Below are 19,592 nucleotides of genomic sequence, written 5' to 3' on the forward strand. Positions count from 1 at the left end.
ACACAGTGTGAAGGTCAACCCTGCCGTGCGATCTGAGTACGCCGGTAGCGCCCGGGCGTGACACCGGTGGCCTCCCGGAAGGCCCGGGTGAAGGCCGACTCGGAGTGGTAGCCGACCCGGCCGGCGACGGCGGCGACCGTCAGCTCGGGGTCGGTCAGCAGGTCGGCGGCCACCATCATCCGCAGGCTGGTGACGAACGCAGCGACCGTCGTCCGCGTGTGCTTGCCGAAGTGCCGGACGAAAGTTGCCCTTGACATCGAGGCGGTCGCGGCCAGGCGGTCGAGCGTCCAGTCGGCGCCGGGATCGTCGAGGGCGGCAGCGATGGCGGTGGCGATCCGCCGGTCGGCGACGGCGGTCCAGGGCGCGACGCCGGGCAGGTCACCGCGACGCAGCATCATGGCGAGCAGCGCGGCACACACTGCGTCGACGACGGCCGCCGTACCCGCGCCGTCGGCGAGCGCTTCCGCCCGCAGCAGTGCGGCGAGGGTCCGGACGGACTCGTCGGCGGCGTCGAACGAGACGACCAACGGGTCCGGCAGGCTCCGGAGCAGCAGTACGCCGGAACCCGACCCGACCGAGTAGTGACCGCAGAAGATGTCCGTCACCGCCCGCCCGGACGGACTGTGGATCGTGTCGAAGGCGGTCCCGGGAGTCTCGACCGAGGAGCGAACCGGGCCTGGCCCGGCCGTTCGGATCAGATGCGGCGGGCTGCCGGCCAGCAGCACGGCGTCACCAGCGCGCAGCGGAACCTGCCGGTCCGGCAACTCCAGGACGCACTCGCCGCCCAGGACGAAGTGGAAGGCCGCCTCGGCATCGCCGTACGCGGGGACCTTCATCTCGGTCGCACCGGCCAGCAGGCAGCGTTTGTCCACGCTCGCCCGGAGCCGGGCGAGCCCGATCACATAACTGATGGCATCCATGAGACATCTGCGCAGAAAAGTGAGCTGAAACGGCTGTTCTGTCTCAACACTACCCGTGAGACTCAAGCTATGACTGCTGCTGTGGAGAACACCCTGTGGGCCGATGTCGTCGTGATCGGATTCGGCAAGGGCGGCAAGGTCGCCGCCGCCGCGCTCGGTCGGGCCGGCCGCCGGGTGATCCTGATCGAACGCTCGAACCAGATGTACGGCGGGACGTGCCCGAACGTCGGCTGCGTTCCGACCAAGGCGCTGGTGCACCACTCCGGCCGACGCCGGCCGGACGACTCGCCGCAGGAATGGTTCGAGCACGCGATCGGCGAGGTGCAGGCGCTCACCTCCACGTTCCGGGCCGGGAACTACGATGCGCTCAACGGCGCCGAGTGGATCACCGTACTGACCGGCACGGCCCACTTCGTCGACGCGCATACCGTTGCTGTCAGCAACGGATCCGGCGAGGTCCGGGTGGTCGGCGAGACGATCCTGGTGAACACCGGTTCGGAGCCGGTCATCCCGGGTATCCCCGGTCTGCGCGAGAGCCCGCGGACCGTGACGAACGTGGACCTGATCCACACCACCCACCTGCCCGGCCGGCTGGCTGTGATCGGCGGTGGCTACCTGGGCATCGAGTTCGCGTCGATCTACCGGCGGTTCGGGGCCGCGGTGACCGTGCTCGAGGCATCTCCGCGCATCCTGGGCCGCGAAGACGACGACATCGCGGCCGCCGCCGCCGAGATTCTGGCCGGCGACGGCGTGGAGGTGGTCACCGGAGCCGAAGTGCTGGAGATCCGCGGTGAGGACACGGTCGTCTACCGCAAGGACGGCCGTGAGCACAGCCTCACGGTGGACGCGATCCTGGCGGCGACCGGCCGTACGCCGGCGACCGCCGAACTGCGGCTCGAGAACGCCGGTGTGAAGACGACGGACGGCGGTGCGATCGAGGTCGACGAGCACCTTCGGACCAGCCAGTCGCACATCTTCGCACTGGGCGACGTCAACGGTGGACCGCAGTTCACCTACATCTCACTCGACGACAGCCGGATCGTGCTCGACCAACTCCTCGGCTCCGGGCAACGGTCCACTGCCGATCGGATCGCCGTACCGCAGACGTTGTTCATGTCCCCGCCGCTGGCGACCGTCGGGCTGACCGAGAAGGCGGCTCGTGCGGCCGGTCATCGGGTCAGGATCGGGATGCAGCGGGTGGCCGACATCGTGGCGATGCCGCGCGCGTACATCGTCGAGGAGACGCGCGGGGTGATGAAGTTCGTCATCGACGCGGCGTCGGACGAGATTCTCGGTGCAGCCCTGCTCAGCGTCGACGCGCAGGAGTTGATCAACACCGTCGCGCTGGCGATGCGGCACCGGATCACCGCGACCGAACTGCGCGAGTCGATCTACACCCACCCGTCCTCGACCGAGGCCTTCAACGACGTCCTCGGCACGATCGTCCGCAGCTGACGCCGGCAGGAGGTCAGGAGATGACGCGGGCGCGGCGGTCGCGGACGGCGGCGACCGCGAAGCCGGCCAGCAGGACGGCGATGCCGCCGGAGCCGAAGCCGATGACCAGGTCGCTGCGGGACTTGAGCCGCGCGTCGCACTGCATCGGCGTGACTCCACTGCCCGGCTGGAAGACCGAACCGCAGTTGGAGCCGTCCACGTGGACCGGACGGACGGCGAAAACGACCCCGGCGATCAGCAGGATCACACCTACCGCGCCGAGTACCTTGCTCAGCACTGCCCGTCTCGCGGTGTGCAGGGAACAGCCGTACGGTCCGACCATGCCTGCCTGGTCAGATCCCGCATACGGCGCTCACACTCCCTGGGCGTTCGGTAAGATTTGATCAAACCTAACGCAGCTAGCCGTCCAGCCTGAAGTCCGGACCCCGCCCCCGGATCAATCTTCACTTAGTTCTAACGCTCAACAGGCCGGTCCGGTTCAACCGGGCAGGACGGTCACCAGCGACCCCACGGCACGGCCGTGCGCGACGTCGGACAGCGCCCGGTCGACCGCGCCGAACGGGACCTCGGTGGTATGTGCACGGACCGGCAGCCGCGAGACCAGACGGAACATCTCCTCACCATCGCGACGGGTGTTGGACGTGACGCTGCGTAGATCGCGCTCGTGGAAGAGATACCGCTCGTAGTTGAGCACCGGTACGTCGCTGAGATGGATCCCGGCGACCGCGACAGTGCCTCCCGGTTTGAGCGCTTCGAGGGCGTACGGCACCACGTCACCGGCCGGGGCGAACACGATGGCCGAGTCCAGCGGGACAGGCGGTCGGTCAGTGGCGTCGCCGGCGAACACGGCACCCAGCGAGCGGGCGAGCTCCTTGTTCTGCGACCCACGAGTCATCACGTACAGCTCGGCGCCATGCGCGATCGCGAGCTGCGCGGTGAGGTGGGCGCTGGACCCGAACCCGTAGATCCCGAGGCGGCCACCGGGTGGCAGGTTCGCCCGCAGCAACGAGCGGTAACCGATGATCCCCGCGCAGAGGAACGGCGCCAGCTCCACCGCCGGGCGATCCGCCGGTAGCGCGTAGGCGTAGTCCTGCGGGACGACGGCGTACTCGGCGAAGCCGCCGTCCGCGTCCCAGCCCGTGTACGACGACCGCGGGCACAGGTTCTCCGAACCCGACCGGCAGAACTCGCACGATCCGCACGTACGCCGCAGCCAGGCGATCCCGGCACGGTCGCCGACGGCGAATCGGTCGGCACCGGTGCCGCGATCGACCACGGCGCCGACGACCTGGTGGCCCGGCACGACTCCCGGTCTGCGCGGCTCGAGGTCGCCTTCACACAGATGCAGGTCGGTCCGGCAGATGCCGCACACCTCGACCCGGATCAGCACCTCCCCCGGTCCAGGTACGGGGACGGTACGACGTACTCGCTGCAACGGACCCTGATCGATCGGCCCGGGCCGGTCGACTGCCCACACATCCATGAGATCGCCCATACTCCGACGATCTCAGACGCCCTTCAGTTGGGCATGGTGAACTCGACCTTCTGCGTGGACGGCTTGCCGGAATGGTGCGCGGTCGCGATCGTGATCCGGCGCATGATCGTGGAGAACGTCTCCCAGTCGGGCGCACAGTAACCGGTGCCGATCGGGAACCACAGCGCGGTGTCGTGACCGATCGACGTCGCCACCCCGGCCTCGACGGCCTTCGCCGCCTCCGGACCCATCGCGGCCCGGCCGTCCTGACCGATCACCAGCCCGACCGGATCGGCGACACCGGTGAATCGTGGCAGCAGGCAAGCATCCGCGGAACCGCCGACCCCCAGCATGAACATCGAGACCACCTCGAACCGCTCCGCCAGTTCGCGAACCGCCGGGAAGAGGGCCTCGGGCAACGGCGTCTCCATGCCCTGGTAGCCGATCGCGATCGTTGCCGTCTCCTCCAATCCGGCCGGACGGACGTCGATGTCGATCACCCCGCTGGCCAGGCCTTCACCTGCCACCGTCAGCAGAGTGCTGCGCGGCGCCCAGCGGCGGCAGAAGCGGGTGACCTCCCGGGTGTCCCAGGGCTGACTGACAGGTTCCTCGGTCCCCCAACCTGCAGGTGGCCCGCCGGCCAACTCGCGGAACAAGAACTCCGTGGCACCACCAACGACCGCCGACTCGACCGCGGCGTGCCGGACTCGCGCGACGATCTGCAGGTTCGCATGGATATCGTCCGGCGGTGCCAGCCAGTGCTGACTCGGCCGGGGCTTGCCCACCTCCCCGGCCGGCACGAACAGTTCGCCGTCCCAGGTCAGCGGTACGCCGGTCAGACCGTCGTACGGACTGTCCGCTTGGACCACCCATCGCGAGCCGCCGGCCAGGAGTTGGGTCCGGACCGCGTGGGTCACGCGCGAGGTGGGAGGGGTGACGAACTGCAGTTCGCGGTTGGCCTTCTCGGCTGCCAGCGCAGCGTCGAGGAGCCAGGTCGACAGGCCGACGACTGCTCGGTCCTGCATGAGCACGACAGCCTTCTCGGTGACCAGGTCGGCGCCGGCGATGTAGTCGAGGAATCCGCTCATCGGTCGTCCTCCCGTCGGTCGCCGCGGGCCGCGACAACCGCGTTGGCCAGCGAGAGTTCGCTCGGTGCGAACGAGAACACATTGCCATTGGCAACCAGGAAGAGGCGGTTCGCGGTGCCGGGTGGCGTGAACACGATCCACTCCTCGGCGTGTGACGTGTGCCAGCCCTGCAGGGCCTCCGGTGTCCAGGTGTCCGGCGCGACCGAGTGCTGCGCCAGCCAGGCCGCCAGTACTGTCCTCGCTTCTGCGACTGCGTTCGACATCAGAGGTCTCCTGTTCTGCCGGTCCCGGTTACCACGTGGACTCCGGGTCCGCGGACGAGCCGCCTTCCCAATCGCCGTTCGGCTCGCGGATGGTGAACTCCAGCCGGTTCAGCTCGGTCTCGTACACGTGCGGCCACGGTTCGTCGATCGCGTCCGGCGCCGGTTGCGTGTCGATCGCGCGGATGTCTCCGTTGCGGTCGACGTACGCCGCGAACCAGTGGCCGCCGCCGTCGGCCCACCCGATGCAGATCGCCGCGACCGTGCCGGGCGGGCGGCCGCGGAGTCCGTCCTCGACCGACTGATACGCCCTGCGGGTGAAATCGGTCAGGTCCGCGGCCGAGTTCGGATGCCCGGGCAGCGGCTGGAAGTCCATCCGGTGCCCCGGACCGCGGACGCCCATCCACTCGTAGCTGTCGTCGTAGTCGCCGGGGATCGGCGTACCCGGCGTGCCCTGATGAGGCGAGGGCGCCCTCCGGAAGTCACCGTCGGCCAGCCGGACCGCCCGGCCCTGGAGCAGGTCGACGGTGGCCCGCATCACGGCCGAGCAGTTGAACATGAACTCGACCCACTGCTTGTCGTAGTTCGGATTGAGCAGGTTCTTCCACCGCGGCACGGTGTGCAACGGGACCGCACCGGCCGCGTTCGTCAGGTTCTGCTGGTGGACCTGACCGGGGTCGTACGGGTTGTAGCGGGCGCGGTCGCGATCACCTCGGTGTACGCCGGGTTCGCCGTACGCCGGTGGTGGCTGGAGGTCGAGTTTCTGCTCCCACTGGTGTTCCTTCGGACCGAACTTGTCGAAGATCGGATCGCCCGGCTGCACCCGCGCCCGCGGCGGACGCCCACGCTCCTGCGGGACGTCGTACGAGATCCGCTGCGGGTCGACCATGTCCTTCCACTGCGGACTGTAGGTGCCGATGTTGCTCGGATCAGGCTCCTGGCTGGTGCGACTCGAAGGCTGGTTCGGCACCGGATCGGTGCCATCGACCTCGCCCGGCTGATTCCGGTAAAGGTCAGCCTCGCGCCGCCGCCAAGCGTCCGCCCCACCCTGATCCTCACGGCCCGCCCCAGCCCGCTGCCCCGGCTGGCCTTGCGTGGGGTGCTGCCCGTGGCCGCGGTGCGTGGGCTGCCCGTGGCCGGGCTGCTGCCCATGCCTTGAGTGCCCGGGCGCTTGTCCCGGCGCATCGGAATCGTCAGAACCCCTGCCCCGTCCGGGCTGGTCGGGCGCATCCGTACGACGCCCCCACGGGTTCGGACTACTAGCCCGCGGAACCCGCTGCGTCACCTCTGGATCCGGAGTCCCGTCCTGCTCCCGCACCCGCTCCCGCGGAACCCGCTGAGTCGCGTCCGAATCTGGCGCACCCCCGCGCTCCGGCAACCGCTCACGTGCACCGCGGGCCGGATCCGGTCCACCACCACGCTCACCCAGCTCCTGCGACCCCCGGTCCGGGGCCGGTGCACCACCGCGCTCACCCGCAGCGCGATCCGAGCCCCGCGCACCGTCGTGCTCCCGCAGCTGCTCGCGCGGGATGCGCTGGGTCGCGTCCGGGTCGGGTGTGTGGGGGTGGTCTGTGGGGTCGGGGTCTTCGATTCGGTGGGTGGGGTTGGGGGGTGGGAGGTGGTCGAGGTGCGGGTGCGGTACGGCGGGGAAGTCATCGACGTCGACCATGTGGATGACGATCTCGCGACGTACGCGCGGCTTACCGTCGGCGGTCAGGAACCGCTGGTCGAAAGAGACGTTGTCGCTGATCCCGACAGTCCGGTAGCGAACGTTGCGCGGCTGGATGTACTCGGACTCGGAGTTCCGCAGTCCGCTCAACTTCCCGCTCGGAGCGCCCTTGCGCGTCTGCACCTCGAGGACGACCCCGGTCCGGTTGTTCTCGTGCGCGAAGTCCGATGCGACCGCCGGGTCCGTCGACGTGAACTGGAACCCCTCGAAGTCGGTGTTCTCACCGACCTTGAACGTCTCCCGCACCCAGTTCATCAACTCGCTGTGCGGCAGGTGCCGCGGCAGCCGCATGCCCCGCCACACCGTCCGTGGATCCACGGCGTCGGGTGCGCTCTTCACCACCGTGTCGACGTCCTCCGCCACCCGGATCGCTTCCTCGGTCAGGCCGCTGTTCCCGTCGGTGTTCATCACCCGGCGCAGATCGCTCAGGTCGTGCCCGGAATACAACGCCCGGTTCACCGCCCCGAACGTGCTCTGCGTCATCAGCTTCACCGACTCGTGGAACCTCTCCGGAACGGTCCGTCCGAACTCCTCCGCCTCGTGCGCGGTCCGCGAGAGTACGTCGGGATCCGCCGTACGCCGCGCATCGCCCGGCGCGAAGCCGTAGTCCTGCGGAGTACGCCGTACGTCCGGAGCATCGAAGTGAGCAGTGTCCGGGACGCCCTCGCCGAAGTCCTGCGGCGTACGACGTACGTCCGGGGTGTCGACGTGACGAACGTCGGGGACGACCTCGGCGAAGAGGTGGATCTTGCCGTCGTGCGGGAAGACGCGGGTGAACTTGATCGTCAGACCGCGGCCCAGGACCAGCTCGCGCTCGCCCTCGCCGTGGGCCGAATGGTGGCCGGTGTACAGCGCCGGCGTGCCCTTCGGGACCTTCAGGTGGATGATCCCGGGCCGGCTGGACGGGATCGCCTCACCCAGCGACGTCGAGAGGAACGACGGGTCGCGGAACGTCTTGTTGACCAGTTGGTCGATCGGTCCGTCGAAGTGGTCGATGTCGGTGACGCGGCGGACCACTACATCCTCCGGGACCCGGCGCCCGTTGAGTACGTCGTCGAACTCGTCGATCAGCGGATCGAGCTCGGGACGGTGCTCGATGCCGCGCAAGTGGTCGCCGACCTGCTTGTACGACCCGTGCACGTTGTCGCCGCCGCGGGTGAATCGCTCGACCACGTCCGCCTTCCGCGGGTCAAGGTCGCGGACGGATTCACCCCAGTGCCGCCGTCCCCACGCCGTGGCCTCCGCCTCGGACGCGAAGGTCCGCGCACCACGCGAGATCTCAGCGGTTGCCTGGGCCATCCGCCCACCCGAATCCAGCCGATCCCACTCAGGATCCACCGGCCGCTGATCATCCGGATGCCGCACCGGCCCAGCGTCGTCGTCCGGCACATGCGCCGGCCCATCCTCTCCCCGCAACCGCCGCGAAATCAGGTCGTCCCCGTCGCCGCCCCCATCCCCATGCTTGCCCTCAGCAACCTTCTCGGGGAGCGCTGGTCCGCTCTTCCGGACGGGCTCGTGGTCACTGCTGTGCTGCGCATTCGGGTGATCCAGTCCCTCACCTTCGACGCGATGGCCTTCAACGCGATCTCCACCGACCCGGTCACCACTCACGCGCGCGGGATCAAGCTCATCCGCAATAGACCGCTCACCAGGCCGAGCAGGACGCTCGCCAGGCCCCTGTCGTTCCCCTGGGGTTGGCGTCGGGCGCTCACCCGGAGTCGGGCGGTCGCCAAGGGTTGGGGTCGGGCGGTCACCCGGGGTCCGGCGGTCGCCCGGAGTTGGGGTCGGGCGCTCACCCGGAGCCGGGCGATCGCCTCGGGTTGCGCGGGTGGCGGCGTGGTCGAGGCCGCGGCCCGGGTCGCCTGGGGCGCCAGGCGTGTGGGGTGGGATGAGCGGCTGGATCGGGGCGACGACGGGGTCGGCGTCGCGGTGGGTCGGGGTCGGGGTTGGTTCGTTGGGGCGAGTCGGAGTGGGTTCGTTGGAGTCCGGGCCGGACCGGGTGGGGTGCGGCTCCGGGCCGGTGCGCGTCGGATGAGGCTCGGGGCCTTCCAGGTGCTTGTTGGGGTCGGGGAGTTCGGTGTGGTCCGGCTTGTCGCCGCGGGTTGGCTGGTGCTGCGTGGGGTCGTCGTCGTCCCGCTTGGTACGGCGGTCCGTTGGCTCGGGGCGACCGGGTTCACCGGTGCTGCCGTCACCCGGACGCGTCGTGTGACCCGGCTGGCCAGTGCTCCCAGGCGTGTGCGTGCTCCCCGGTGTCCCCGTAAGACCCGAGCTGCCAGGAGTGCCGCTGCTGCCAGGTGTCCCGGTGCTGCCGGGCGTACCAGGAGTACCCGACGTGCCAACGGTGCCCGGCGTACCGGGAGTACCCGACGTGCCGGCAGTGCCAGGCGTACCGGGAGTTCCTGGGGTGGCGAGGCTGCCTGGGGTGTTGGGGATGATCGGCGGGACTATGGTTCCGGGGTCGATCGGGTCGATCGGGTCGCCGGGACGGGTGTGGCCGGGGTCCACCGTGTTGCCCGGACCCGTGGTGCTTCCGGGCGTCGTACTGCCCGGCGTCGTAATGCCCGGGGTCGTACTGCCCGGCGTGGTGCTGCCTGGCGTGGAGCCGGGGGTGTTGACCGTCTGACCGGGCGCGTTGATGGTGCTGCCAGGGACGTCGATCGAGTCGCCGGGGATGTGTACGGAGTCGCCGGGCACGTGCACCGAATCCGCCGGACCGTGCCCCGCACCGACGGGAACGGACTCGCGCGGGAGGTCGACGCCGGACGGGACGTCGACCTTCGGGCCGCGGGTGAGGGGTACGCCGCGTTCCAGGCGGACTGATTCGCCGAGGAGAGGGATGTGCGAGTAGCCCTTCAGGACGGCGCCGACAGCCGGGACCTTCAAGCCACCCTCGATCACCGTACTGCGGAGCTTGTTCCGCAGGCTGAGGAAGTTGTCGGCCGTGTGCGCGGCGACCCGGACCGGCGGGACCTTGTCGGCCAGCTTGCCCAGCTTGCCGAGTTTCGAGGCGACGCCGGCCAGCTTGCCCGGGCCGATCGGGATCAGGCCGACGGCGCCCATGATCGACGCGGCCTGGTTGCCGTTCGACCAGTCGTCGCCGATGGTGTCGATCGTGTCGTCCCAGCGCTGGTCGAGGTCCTCGCTCATGCCCTCGGGCAGCAACTGCCCGACGCCGGGAACCTTGTTGGCCAGCATCATGATGTCGTCGGCGACGCCCTCCCAGGCGTCGAACATCTGGTGCATGTCCGACGGCGCGTGCCCGAACAGCTTCTCGAAGTTGTCCTTCCCCCAGTCCCAGCCGGATTCGCGCAGCGCCCACTGAAGTCCGAGGAGTGTGGTCAGGCCGTCGACGACGCCAAGCGCGACGTCGGCGACATCCACGATCCACGGCGCGTCGTACACCTCCGGCGTACCCCACGGCGGCGGCTCCGGATCCGTTTCGACGCGGAACACGCGGCCCTGGCCGGGAACTTTGCGATCGAGCGTTTCCGGCCACCAGCCGAGGCCGCCGATCAGTGCCTCGATCTTGTTCGCGGCGACGACCTGGATGTCCATCATCTGCTGCAGCAGCTTGGCGGTGCCCTCGTGGTAGGAGTTCTCCTCCTGGACCCAGTTCTCCCAGCCCTGCCAGTCGTCGCCGTTCGCCTCGGCCTGCTGGCACTTCACGATGAAGCCGCGGGCCCGTTCGATCAGGTCCTGCAGCCGGTCGTACGGCTCCTTCATGTCGTAGCCGAACTGCTCGATGATCCCGCCCATCGCCTCGACATCGCTGCCGAAGTCGTAGGCGAGGATGTACGCCGGCCGCAGCGAGGTGATCAGCGTCTCCGCCTCGGGGGCCTGGTAGCAGGTGGACAGCCCTTCGAACGAGCTGTTCACGTCGTACCCGGTGGACCTGATCTGGCCGCCGACCTTCTTCAGTTCGGCGCCGGTGAAGGCCAGGACGTCGGGACTGGTACCGGGGAAGAAGTCCGGCACTCCGTCGGGATTGAACACGGCCGCCTCACTCGATGTTGTGGCGCTGGCGGGAGGCCTTCTCCGCGTTCGCCCGGGACTCGGCGGCGCGGCGCTTGCCCGGTGCGTCGGTGGCGTTCCGCTGCGCGTTCAGGGCCATCTCTTCCTGGCCGTTCACGTACGCGATGGTGGCGTCCTTGGCCCCGGTGAGGGAGGCGTTGGTCTGATCGACGATGTCCTGCCAGGCGTCCTGGTAGAACGCCAGTACGTCGGCAACCGCCTGACCGACGAGTGTCGCCTGAGCCTGCCGGACCGACCGTTCCGCGTAGTCGGCGTAGCCCTTCGCCACCGCCTCGTATCCGGATGCCTTCTCGCCGGTGGTCTGCAGCACGTTCGCGACCGCGTCGACGTTGATGTCCCAGTCCATGCGTGACCCCTCGTGTCAGCCCGCCTGCTGTCGGATCGACGCTAGGAGCGGGCCGGGGCCACCGACCTTTCAAAACGCTTTCAAGCCACCCGGCGCAGCGCCCGTTCCCGCCGCTCGGCGACCTTGGAGCCGGACTCCCGCCGAGCCATCCGGCGCAGTACGACGGGTGCGACCAGCAACCCGGCGACGGCCCACACCCCGAGTACGCCGACTGTCTCCAGGTGACGCCAGGAGTCGCTGATCTCGACCACGACTGTGCTGTCCGGGAGCAACGCGGACCGCATACCGAGTCCCATCCAGTAGATCGGGAACACCTGCCCGATCGACTCCAGCCAGCCGGGCAAGGCAGTGATCGGATAGAAGATGCCGGAGATCGCGATCAGACCGAGCACCGGCAACTGGAGCAGCCCCTGCGACCGCGCGGTGGTGAACACGGATCCGAGGACCGCGCCGATCGGCAGCGTCGCGACCATCCCGAGCACCAGCACCCAGAGCAGCGTGAACCAACCGCCGAAGGATCCGAGCGCGAGACCGTCGACAATCAGCAACCCCGGGATGAGCAGGATCGCCAGGTCGGCGAGCAGCCCGCCGGCCACCGAGACGACCTTGCCGACGAGATAGCCGAGCATGCCGTTCGGCGTCGCCTTGGCGCGCAGCAGCGTGCCGTCCTCGCGATCCGCAGTGAGCTGCTGGCTCATGCTGACCATCCCCATCGCCGCGTTCGTCCCGAGGATGCTCGGCAGTGCGAACGTACCGAGCAGCAATCCGGTCGAGCCGAAGTCCCGATGCCGCAGGAAGAACAGGGCGACGAGCATCAGCACCGGCCAGAGGAAGTGACTGAACAACTCGGGCCCGTTGGTGAACGACTGCCGCAACTCGATTCGTCCACGCCGCCACCCGGCCCGGACCGCGGCCGTCCGAGGGCTCACAACGCCACCTCCTGTCCGCGGACGAGCGCGAGATACGTGTCCTCGAGCGACGCCCGTCGTACTTCGAGATCGCGGACGGAGGCGCCGTACTGCGTGAAGAGGTCGCGGACGAAGCCGGTCGAGTCGGGCGTGGTCTTGCGGAAGTGTTGTCTGTCGATGCTCCAACGCACCTCGTCTTCGCCCGCGATCAGCGCGGTCAGCTCGCCGGTGGTGCCGGCCGCGACGATCCGGCCGCCGGTCAGGATGAGGATCCGGTGCGCCAGTTTGCTCGCCTCGTCGAGGTCGTGGGTGGTAAGCAGAATCGCGGTCTCGTGCTCGGCCGCGAGACGCCGGACCAGGTCATGGAACTCGTACCGCGCCTCCGGGTCGAAGCCAGCCGTCGGCTCATCCAGAAACAGCACCTCCGGCCGTCCGACGATCCCGATCGCGACGTCGAGCCGGCGCCGCTGACCGCCGGACAAGGTCTTGATCTTCTGCTCCGCCTGCGTACCGAGGCCGACTGCGGCGAGCAGCTCATCGGTGTCCCACGGACGGCCGATCCTGGTGGTGGCGTACGGCGCGTAGAACGCGCCGAGGTGGTGCAAAAGCTCACGGACCCGCCAATTCCCGTGGTCGCGCCACGACTGCAGCACGATGCCGAGCCGCGACCGCCAACGCTCGTCGCCGGCGGCCGGGTCGACACCGAGCACCTCGACAGTCCCGGCCGAGCGCAGCCGGAAGCCCTCCAGGATCTCGATCGTGGTGCTCTTGCCCGCACCGTTCGGGCCGAGCAGGGCGACGACCTCGCCGTGTTGGGCCCGGAACGAAACGTCGTGCAGAACCTCGGTGTCGCCGTAGCGCATCCGCAGCCCGTCGACCGCCAGAACCATCGCCCACCTCCTTCAGGAATTCCTGAAAGCTACGTCGACCCCACACCGGCGTACAACGCGATCCCTAGTCGGCTGGCTGAAAACCTCAAGGAAATATGGCAGTCTGTGCAATGAGGCTGCCGCAGAACGCAACCTCGATCAGAGCGGCGTTGCAATGAGCTGACGTCGAACGCACCACGGAGGACCGATGCCCGGAGGCAGACTGACCCACGACGACCGACGCGAGATCGCCGCCGGACTGGCGGCAGGACTCGGGTACGCCGAGATCGCGCGGCAACTGGACAGGCCGACGTCGACCGTCAGTCGCGAGGTCGCCCGCAACGGCGGCGCCCGCGGCTACCGAGCCGACCACGCGCACTACTCCACCGCGTCCCGAGCCCGCCGCCGCCAGGACAACGGAACCAATCACGCCGAGCTCCAGCCGGATGGCGACGAGCAGGTGCGAGGCTTCGTCGAACGGTTCGCCACGATGATGGTCGAAGGCGGCCTACCGAGGATGGCATCGCGCGTCCTGGCCCGGCTCTACACGGCCGACTCCCGCAGCCTGACCGCCGCCGACCTCGTCCGCGAACTACGCGTCAGCCCGGCGTCGATCTCCACTGCGGTCGGCTATCTCGAACAGGTCGGCATGGTGCATCGCGAACCAGACCCCGAGCGCCGCCTGCAGCATTACGTCATCGCCGACGACGTCTGGCTGCAGGCGTGGAAGGTGAGTGCGCGCACCAACCTGAACTGGGCCGAGACCGCCACCGAAGGCGCCGCGCTGCTCGGCCCCGACTCCCCGGCCGGCGAACGCCTGACGCACATGGCCGACTTCTTCCGCCGGCTCGGCGAGGACATGTCCGGCGGCCCGACGTTCGACCTCATCGACGACGCGCTGACCGCACTCGCCGCCCTGCTGCATGCCGGTCGCCCACTGACCGCCGACCAACTCGCCGCGGCACTCGACTGGCCGCCGGAGCGCCTCACCGAGGCGCTGGGCAATGCGACCAAGTACGCCGAATACACCGACCCGGTCGTCCTGGACCAGCCCACGCCCGGCACCTACCAGGCGATCCCCACACCCGGCCGCCTCACCGCGAGCCAGCGCGCCGCGGTCGCAGCAAGGCCAGCAGCAGCGGACGCGTGATCAACCCGTCGGCCAGTCCCAGCTCAACGAGATCGTCGAAGATCCGCTGATCGGCCGCCGCCGCGCGGATCCCCGCGTCGAGCACGTGTCCCGACCGACTGAGCTGCGCCGTCAGCGCGGTGTGCCGGAGGTGACGCCCGAGGAGTCGACCGGCTTCCCGGCGGTACGTCGTACCCGCGTCGGCAGTGCCGGACCTCAGGGCCTCGGCGACCGCACGACCCGCGAGCAGCCCGGTCGCGACCGCGTAGTAGATGCCCTCGCCCGTCATCGGGTTGATCAGCCCGGCCGCGTCACCGGCGAGCATCACCGGACCGGGCTGCGGGCGCCACGACCGGCCCGCCAAGGGCAGGTGATGACCCCACCATGACGTTCCCTCCTCGGTTGCCCCCGGCAACAGTTTCTCCAGCTGGGCGGTCAGATCCGCGCGAGTCGGCCGTGGTCGTGCGGGGGTGAGCTGCTCGCCGTACCCGACGTTCGACCACCCGTCGCCACGATCGAAAGACCAGGCGTACGACGGCTGCCGCCCCGGACCGTAGGCGATCACCTGACTGGCTGCCCGCCCGGCCGGTGTCGGCGCGTACCCCCGGATCGCCAGCGCCACCGGCCCCGGCGCCACCCCGAGCTCCCGCCGTACGACGGAGTGGGCGCCATCCGCGCCGACGACGAAGCGGCCATGCAACTCACCGTCGACGGTGATCGACGCGCCGTTGCGCTGCAGCCCCCGCACCCGCCGGCGCACAAGCTGCGCACCGGCGGCCTGCGCCGCCTCCGCCAGACGCTGGTCGAACACGGTCCGCGGCACCACCCAGTTCGGCCGGGCCATGATCCGGTCGACCCCGACGTCTCCCTTGGTCAGGACAAACCGTCCGACCGGGGTCCAGTCGTCGAGAAGCCCGGTCACGCCGACATCGGCCAACAGATCGAGGACGTGCGGCGCGATGCCGTCCCCGCACGCCTTGTCCCGCGGGAAGTCATGCCGGTCGAGCATCAGCACCGACAGACTGGGATCAGCCGCGAGAGCCCCCAGCGCGGCCGACGCTCCCGCCGGTCCGGCTCCGACGATCACCAGATCCCACACAGGCACCTCCCGAGAAGCCCTCCCAGTGTGTCAGCCCGGGCGATCTCCCCGACCGCCGCGTCGGTCAGGTGCCCGGGCGTCTGCCCGGTTTGTTCGTACGGCGGGACACCGTGCGCCGTGGAGGCGGGGTGAGCCGGTCGGCGTGACCGCTGGAGATCGGTGCGGAGGAGACCGGGCGGGCCTCGTCGAGGTCGACCACACGCGGCGGTGGTGGGACGAAGACCTCAATGGTCTCCTCGTCGTCAGGGGGAGGGGGTGGCGGTGCATGCACAGGCTTGGCGCGAGCGGCCGACTCCTTACTCACCCGGGGCGCCGCCACCGCAACCGCAGCGATCGGGATCCGGACCGGGCGACGGCGCCGCAACTTGGTCCGCATCTCGATGCCCAGCGCATCGATCAGCTTGTGAGTGGCAACGATCGACAAGGCCACCGCGAGAACCGTGCCGCCGGCGAACAGCACCGACTGCCCACCGGCTCCCCAGTTCGACGGATCGGTCCGGCGCATCGCCGCGAGCATCGCCACCAGGATCGAGTTGGTGATGCCGAGGGCAACAGCAAGGCCGACGGTCCGCAGCAGGACACGTCGTTCCAGCCCGACGTCGTCGGCCGCGGCCACCAGCCCGGCGATCAACCCGGCCAGCACCGGCACCGTATAGACCAGCGCGAGAGTCAGTCCGGGGCTCGCGACCAGATAGAAGACGTCGAAGACCAACGCCGTCCCGGTCAGTGCGGCCGCGAAGCAGATCACCATCGGCGGGTACGCACGCACGATGGCGACCGCATCCGCGGGCACCGTTCGAATCATCCGGAACGCCAAGACCAACGACTCCATCCCCTTGCTCTCTCCCATTGTGCAGTCACTCCGCACCCTGGGTAACAACCAACGACAGGCGAGTCGAACCAGGCCGGTGGAACGAACGACTGACAGCTGCCGAGTTGAGTCTGTTGCGGGCCCCAGCCGCAAGGGTCGGCGGAGCTCCAGCTGGCGCGCCCGACCGGCGGCACCTGGTGGCTGTGTTGCCACCAGGGCACGCCGATCTGAGGTTGCCGCTGGCAAAGAGCTAGGCAGCGGCAGGGAGCGGGGTGAGTTTGCCGCGCAGGTCGTCGAGGATCTTGCGCAGGACCCGGGACACCTGCATCTGGCTGACGCCGATGTCGCGGCCGATCTCGGACTGGGTCCAGCCCTCGACGAACCGCAACTGCAGGATCCGCCGCTCGCGCTCGCCGAGATCCGAGAGAACCGGCTGCAGCATCTCGACCGCTTCCAGTTGGTCGATGCTGCCGTCCTCTTCATCCGCGACGACGTCGGCCAGAGTCAGCTCCGCGTCCGCGTCGGCAGGCCGATCCAGCGACATCACATTGAAACAGCCCTTTGCGGCCAGCGCCTGCTCGACCTCGTCGACCTCGACCGCGAGGTGTTCGGCGATCTCGGCCGGCGTCGGCTCCCGGTTGAGCTTCTGCTCGAGCAACGGAAGCTTGGCAGCGATCGTGCCTTGCATCTCTTGTAGCCGGCGCGGGATCCGTACGGTCCAGGCACAGTCGCGGAAGTACCGCTTCACCTCGCCCCGGATGGTCGGGACCGCGAACCCGATGAACGGTGTGTCCGCGTCGAGCCGGTAGTGATGGGCGGCTTTCACCAACCCCAGATACGCGACCTGTTCCAGGTCGTCGGCCTCGGCGCCGCGGCCGCGAAACCGGCGCGCGATCCCCTGGGCCATTTCGAGGTTGAGTTCGACGACCTCTTCGAGCAGCCGCTGCCGCTCGACTTCGTCGGTGCTGGCGTCCCGGCGTTCCATCAGGTTCCGGGTGGCCGCCTCCCGGGCGGCCCGGTCAACAGCAGTGGTGCTCGTCATGGGTATGACCTCGCGACTGTCGTCACGGCGTGGCACTTCGCTGAACCACGGTCATGCCTGCGAGAACTCGGTACCCCACCGACCGCGATCGCATGCATACATGCGAAAGGCGCGCATCCCGTGGGATGCGCGCCTCCGTCTCGCAGTGACCGGTCAGGCCTTCTTGGCCAGGCCTGCCATCAGGATCCGCTGGTACGGCTCCAGGTCCTCCACGGCCGGCACGTCTCCGTCGGGGTCCTCCGGGAACCACCGGGCCAGGAAGTCGACGCCCGGCGGCACGAGCGGCATCCCGAGGAAGTGCTGCTCGATCCGCTCCGGGGTCCGGATCCACCCGTTGCCGAGGCTCTCCAGGCCGGCCCGCTCCATCCCCTTCTGCAGCGGCTCACCGGTGTCGACGAAGTCGGTGATGAACAGGTAGCTGCCGGGGGCGAGCATGTCCATGATGGTGCGCACCCACTCGTCGGGCTTCTCGTCATCGTGGAAGTGCATGTGGATCCCGACGATCATCAGCGCCATCGGACGGCTGAAGTCCAGGTGCGTCTTGATTTCCTCGTTGCCCAGGATGCTCTGCGGATCACGCAGGTCGGCGGTGACCACGATCGTGCTGTTGTTGGTCGCCAGCAACGCTCGGCCGTGCGCCAGCACGATCGGGTCGTTGTCGACGTACGCGACCCGCGCGTTCGGATTGATCTCCTGGGCCGCCTCGTGGGTGTTCTTCTGCGTCGGTAGGCCGCTGCCGATGTCGAGGAACTGGTCGATCCCCGCCTCGCGGACGAGGTAGTGAACGCCCTTGACCAGGGCCTCGCGGTTCTCGATCGCGCAACGACCGGCGTCCGGAACGTACTTCAGGTACAGAGCCGCGCCTTCGCGGTCGGCAGCGAAGTTGTCCTTGCCACCGAGCAGAGCGTCGTAGACGCGAGCGATGGTCGGTTGGGAAGTGTCGAAGCCCGGATTCGAATCCGGACCGTCGGGAGTCGCCATCGGCGCAGCCTTCGTGTCGGGGGAATTGTGCTTGCCATCGTAGGACAGGTGCGGACCTGCCGGAACGCCGGATCGGCGCTGCGCCCGTCTTGATCCGGAAATCGCCCCGACTCCTTGATTCGTCAATAAGAGAAGGCTTTTCGGATCACGGCTACGTCCGGACAAACCCAGCCGCCCGGCGCCACGTCCACCTCGGGGCCGGGCCGCACCGAGGCGCACGCATCAGTCGGCGCGCACCACTACTACTGCGCCTACTGCTGAGCCACTGCCACTCAGTACTACTGCGCCACCACCACTCACTTCCGCTACGCCACCGCCACGGCGCGGCATTCGGTCACCGATCGCGACCGAAACAGGGTCCCAACGGGTGTTTGACGGCGACACGATCACAGGACGTAAGGGGGCGGACACCCGAGCACGGACGGTGTACGATGCAAATGCAAGGCCAAATGCACGTGCATATGCCAAGGACGTACGGAAGGTGCAGCTGATGACTGCTGTCTACAACGGCATGCCCGGCGACGCGAACAGCGAGCTGATCTGGCGGAAGAGCCAGCGGAGTGGCCCGAACGGCAACTGCGTAGAGGTGGCGAAGCTCCAGGGTGGTGGGGTGGCGATGCGGAACTCGCGCCACACCGATGGCCCGGCGCTCGTGTTCACGAAGGCCGAGATCGAGGCATTCCTCGGCGGCGTTCACGACGGTGAGTTCGACGACCTCGTCTAACCGTCACACGGAAGCAGAGGCCCCTTCGCCAGGCGAGTGACGAAGGGGCCTCTTCCTGTTTGCGGAGAGTCCGCGTACGACGCTGTGCGGCGATCTGAGCCGCCTTCGCGCGTCGACGTAATCCAAAAGAGCCCTCGATCCGCACAAGCGGCGTACGACCTCAGAGAACGACGAAAGCCGGCCCCTCGGTGAGGAGCCGGCCTTCGGTGCTGTTCGGGGCGGTGGGCCTACTGAACGGTGAGCGGCCAGAGCTGCTCGCTGCGCGGCAGCTCGGAGGCCGCGCCGCCGGCCGCATTGTCAACGGTGATTCGCAATCCGGTGAACTTCGGCGTCATCACGCGCTGGTACCGCGAGGCGCGGTCCGGCTCCGCGGTGTACTCGGCGATCAGGTGGTCGCCCAGCCAGATCCGCACCATCTTCCGTCCTCCTGCTGCTCGCTCGGTGTTCATGGGGCCAGGCTCACGATCGGGTCGCCGTCGAGATGGCGCACGCCGCGCAGCCAGCCCTCGAAGGCCCAGCGCTGTTGCTCAGGGCAACGCGCGACCAGTGCCTGGATCTCCCGCTCCGTCAGCTCGTCGGGCGCGCGGCCACCGGCGATGTCGGCGGTGTACTCGGCTGCCTCACTGTCGTCGTCGTTCATCGACTCGGGTTCCCCAACCAGTCATGCCAACGGGGGGGCCGTTGGCGGCCTGTAGGACCGGCCTGCTGCATCACGCGAGGTCACG

The 19,592-nt window shown here is 68.9% G+C and carries 18 protein-coding genes; 3 read left to right on the forward strand and 15 right to left on the reverse strand.

What is annotated here, in order from left to right; genetic code table 11:
• Nucleotides 1-14: 14 nt before the first annotated feature.
• Nucleotides 15-920, reverse strand: coding sequence for an AraC family transcriptional regulator (locus OG817_RS27470; RefSeq protein WP_406047500.1), 906 nt, complete (start codon nt 918-920; stop codon nt 15-17).
• Nucleotides 921-989: 69 nt separating this feature from the next.
• Here OG817_RS27470 and OG817_RS27475 point away from each other — a divergent pair, with 69 nt between their 5' ends.
• Entirely contained in the window at nt 990-2,375 is a 1,386-nt protein-coding gene (locus tag OG817_RS27475; RefSeq protein WP_406047501.1) for an FAD-dependent oxidoreductase, read from the forward strand.
• Between the two features lie 13 nt (nt 2,376-2,388).
• Here the strand turns inward: OG817_RS27475 and OG817_RS27480 are convergent, their stop codons facing one another.
• From OG817_RS27480 to OG817_RS27515, 8 genes are all read right to left on the reverse strand, one after another.
• Nucleotides 2,389-2,652 carry a hypothetical protein gene (locus OG817_RS27480; RefSeq protein ID WP_406047502.1) on the reverse strand — a complete coding sequence of 88 codons (264 nt, stop codon included), beginning with the start codon at nt 2,650-2,652 and terminating at the stop codon, nt 2,389-2,391.
• Nucleotides 2,653-2,853: 201 nt separating this feature from the next.
• Nucleotides 2,854-3,870, reverse strand: a complete 1,017-nt coding sequence (locus tag OG817_RS27485) for a zinc-dependent alcohol dehydrogenase family protein (protein WP_406047503.1) — start codon at nt 3,868-3,870, stop codon at nt 2,854-2,856.
• Between the two features lie 23 nt (nt 3,871-3,893).
• Nucleotides 3,894-4,937 carry a DUF6177 family protein gene (locus OG817_RS27490; RefSeq protein WP_406047504.1) on the reverse strand — a complete coding sequence of 348 codons (1,044 nt, stop codon included), beginning with the start codon at nt 4,935-4,937 and terminating at the stop codon, nt 3,894-3,896.
• Nucleotides 4,934-5,200, reverse strand: coding sequence for a hypothetical protein (locus tag OG817_RS27495; RefSeq protein ID WP_406047505.1), 267 nt, complete (start codon nt 5,198-5,200; stop codon nt 4,934-4,936). The genes OG817_RS27490 and OG817_RS27495 overlap by 4 nt, the downstream gene beginning before the upstream one ends.
• A 28-nt stretch (nt 5,201-5,228) precedes the next feature.
• Nucleotides 5,229-10,919: an ADP-ribosyltransferase gene (locus tag OG817_RS27500; protein WP_406047506.1), complete on the reverse strand. Its 5,691-nt coding sequence runs from the start codon at nt 10,917-10,919 to the stop codon at nt 5,229-5,231.
• A gap of 7 nt (nt 10,920-10,926) precedes the next feature.
• A complete protein-coding gene (locus OG817_RS27505) occupies nt 10,927-11,304 on the reverse strand; it encodes a DUF6507 family protein (protein ID WP_360456925.1) in 378 nt (125 codons plus the stop codon).
• An 80-nt stretch (nt 11,305-11,384) separates the two neighbouring features.
• On the reverse strand, nt 11,385-12,233 hold the full coding sequence (locus OG817_RS27510; RefSeq protein WP_406047508.1) for an ABC transporter permease: 849 nt from the start codon (nt 12,231-12,233) through the stop codon (nt 11,385-11,387).
• Nucleotides 12,230-13,102 (reverse strand): ABC transporter ATP-binding protein, encoded by an 873-nt coding sequence (locus OG817_RS27515; protein WP_406047509.1) that lies wholly within the window; start codon nt 13,100-13,102, stop codon nt 12,230-12,232. The genes OG817_RS27510 and OG817_RS27515 overlap by 4 nt, the downstream gene beginning before the upstream one ends.
• 187 nt (nt 13,103-13,289) lie before the next feature.
• Between OG817_RS27515 and OG817_RS27520 the strand changes: the two genes are divergently transcribed.
• Complete coding sequence (locus OG817_RS27520; protein WP_406047510.1) at nt 13,290-14,231, forward strand: MarR family transcriptional regulator; 942 nt, start codon at nt 13,290-13,292, stop codon at nt 14,229-14,231.
• Here OG817_RS27520 and OG817_RS27525 read toward each other — a convergent pair.
• The 4 genes from OG817_RS27525 to OG817_RS27540 form a co-directional block, all read right to left on the reverse strand.
• Nucleotides 14,176-15,309: an NAD(P)/FAD-dependent oxidoreductase gene (locus OG817_RS27525; protein WP_406047511.1), complete on the reverse strand. Its 1,134-nt coding sequence runs from the start codon at nt 15,307-15,309 to the stop codon at nt 14,176-14,178. The two genes, OG817_RS27520 and OG817_RS27525, sit on opposite strands and share 56 nt — an antisense overlap.
• A gap of 64 nt (nt 15,310-15,373) precedes the next feature.
• On the reverse strand, nt 15,374-16,141 hold the full coding sequence (locus OG817_RS27530) for a hypothetical protein (protein ID WP_406047512.1): 768 nt from the start codon (nt 16,139-16,141) through the stop codon (nt 15,374-15,376).
• A gap of 229 nt (nt 16,142-16,370) precedes the next feature.
• Nucleotides 16,371-17,162, reverse strand: a complete 792-nt coding sequence (locus OG817_RS27535; protein WP_406047513.1) for a SigB/SigF/SigG family RNA polymerase sigma factor — start codon at nt 17,160-17,162, stop codon at nt 16,371-16,373.
• Between the two features lie 153 nt (nt 17,163-17,315).
• Nucleotides 17,316-18,143 (reverse strand): SAM-dependent methyltransferase, encoded by an 828-nt coding sequence (locus OG817_RS27540; RefSeq protein ID WP_406047514.1) that lies wholly within the window; start codon nt 18,141-18,143, stop codon nt 17,316-17,318.
• A gap of 490 nt (nt 18,144-18,633) precedes the next feature.
• Between OG817_RS27540 and OG817_RS27545 the strand changes: the two genes are divergently transcribed.
• Entirely contained in the window at nt 18,634-18,867 is a 234-nt protein-coding gene (locus tag OG817_RS27545) for a DUF397 domain-containing protein (RefSeq protein ID WP_360456902.1), read from the forward strand.
• A 227-nt stretch (nt 18,868-19,094) separates the two neighbouring features.
• Here OG817_RS27545 and OG817_RS27550 read toward each other — a convergent pair whose 3' ends face one another.
• A complete protein-coding gene (locus tag OG817_RS27550) occupies nt 19,095-19,316 on the reverse strand; it encodes a hypothetical protein (RefSeq protein ID WP_238163377.1) in 222 nt (73 codons plus the stop codon).
• Complete coding sequence (locus OG817_RS27555) at nt 19,313-19,507, reverse strand: hypothetical protein (RefSeq protein ID WP_396395034.1); 195 nt, start codon at nt 19,505-19,507, stop codon at nt 19,313-19,315. The genes OG817_RS27550 and OG817_RS27555 overlap by 4 nt, the downstream gene beginning before the upstream one ends.
• Nucleotides 19,508-19,592: the final 85 nt, after the last annotated feature.

The sequence above is a fragment of the Kribbella sp. NBC_00889 genome, assembly GCF_045207705.1.
Lineage (GTDB): Bacteria > Actinomycetota > Actinomycetes > Propionibacteriales > Kribbellaceae > Kribbella.

Bases quoted from the DNA above. Each gene is read 5' to 3' on its own strand.
- OG817_RS27515 (WP_406047509.1), bottom strand. From the start codon at position 13,102: ATGGTTCTGGCGGTCGACGGGCTGCGGATGCGCTACGGCGACACCGAG.
- OG817_RS27505 (WP_360456925.1), bottom strand. From the start codon at position 11,304: ATGGACTGGGACATCAACGTCGACGCGGTCGCGAACGTGCTGCAGACC.
- OG817_RS27490 (WP_406047504.1), bottom strand. From the start codon at position 4,937: ATGAGCGGATTCCTCGACTACATCGCCGGCGCCGACCTGGTCACCGAG.
- OG817_RS27520 (WP_406047510.1), top strand. From the start codon at position 13,290: ATGCCCGGAGGCAGACTGACCCACGACGACCGACGCGAGATCGCCGCC.
- OG817_RS27470 (WP_406047500.1), bottom strand. From the start codon at position 920: ATGGATGCCATCAGTTATGTGATCGGGCTCGCCCGGCTCCGGGCGAGC.
- OG817_RS27485 (WP_406047503.1), bottom strand. From the start codon at position 3,870: ATGGGCGATCTCATGGATGTGTGGGCAGTCGACCGGCCCGGGCCGATC.
- OG817_RS27475 (WP_406047501.1), top strand. From the start codon at position 990: ATGACTGCTGCTGTGGAGAACACCCTGTGGGCCGATGTCGTCGTGATC.
- OG817_RS27495 (WP_406047505.1), bottom strand. From the start codon at position 5,200: ATGTCGAACGCAGTCGCAGAAGCGAGGACAGTACTGGCGGCCTGGCTG.
- OG817_RS27550 (WP_238163377.1), bottom strand. From the start codon at position 19,316: ATGAACACCGAGCGAGCAGCAGGAGGACGGAAGATGGTGCGGATCTGG.
- OG817_RS27535 (WP_406047513.1), bottom strand. From the start codon at position 17,162: ATGACGAGCACCACTGCTGTTGACCGGGCCGCCCGGGAGGCGGCCACC.
- OG817_RS27555 (WP_396395034.1), bottom strand. From the start codon at position 19,507: ATGAACGACGACGACAGTGAGGCAGCCGAGTACACCGCCGACATCGCC.
- OG817_RS27545 (WP_360456902.1), top strand. From the start codon at position 18,634: ATGACTGCTGTCTACAACGGCATGCCCGGCGACGCGAACAGCGAGCTG.
- OG817_RS27540 (WP_406047514.1), bottom strand. From the start codon at position 18,143: ATGGCGACTCCCGACGGTCCGGATTCGAATCCGGGCTTCGACACTTCC.
- OG817_RS27530 (WP_406047512.1), bottom strand. From the start codon at position 16,141: ATGGAGTCGTTGGTCTTGGCGTTCCGGATGATTCGAACGGTGCCCGCG.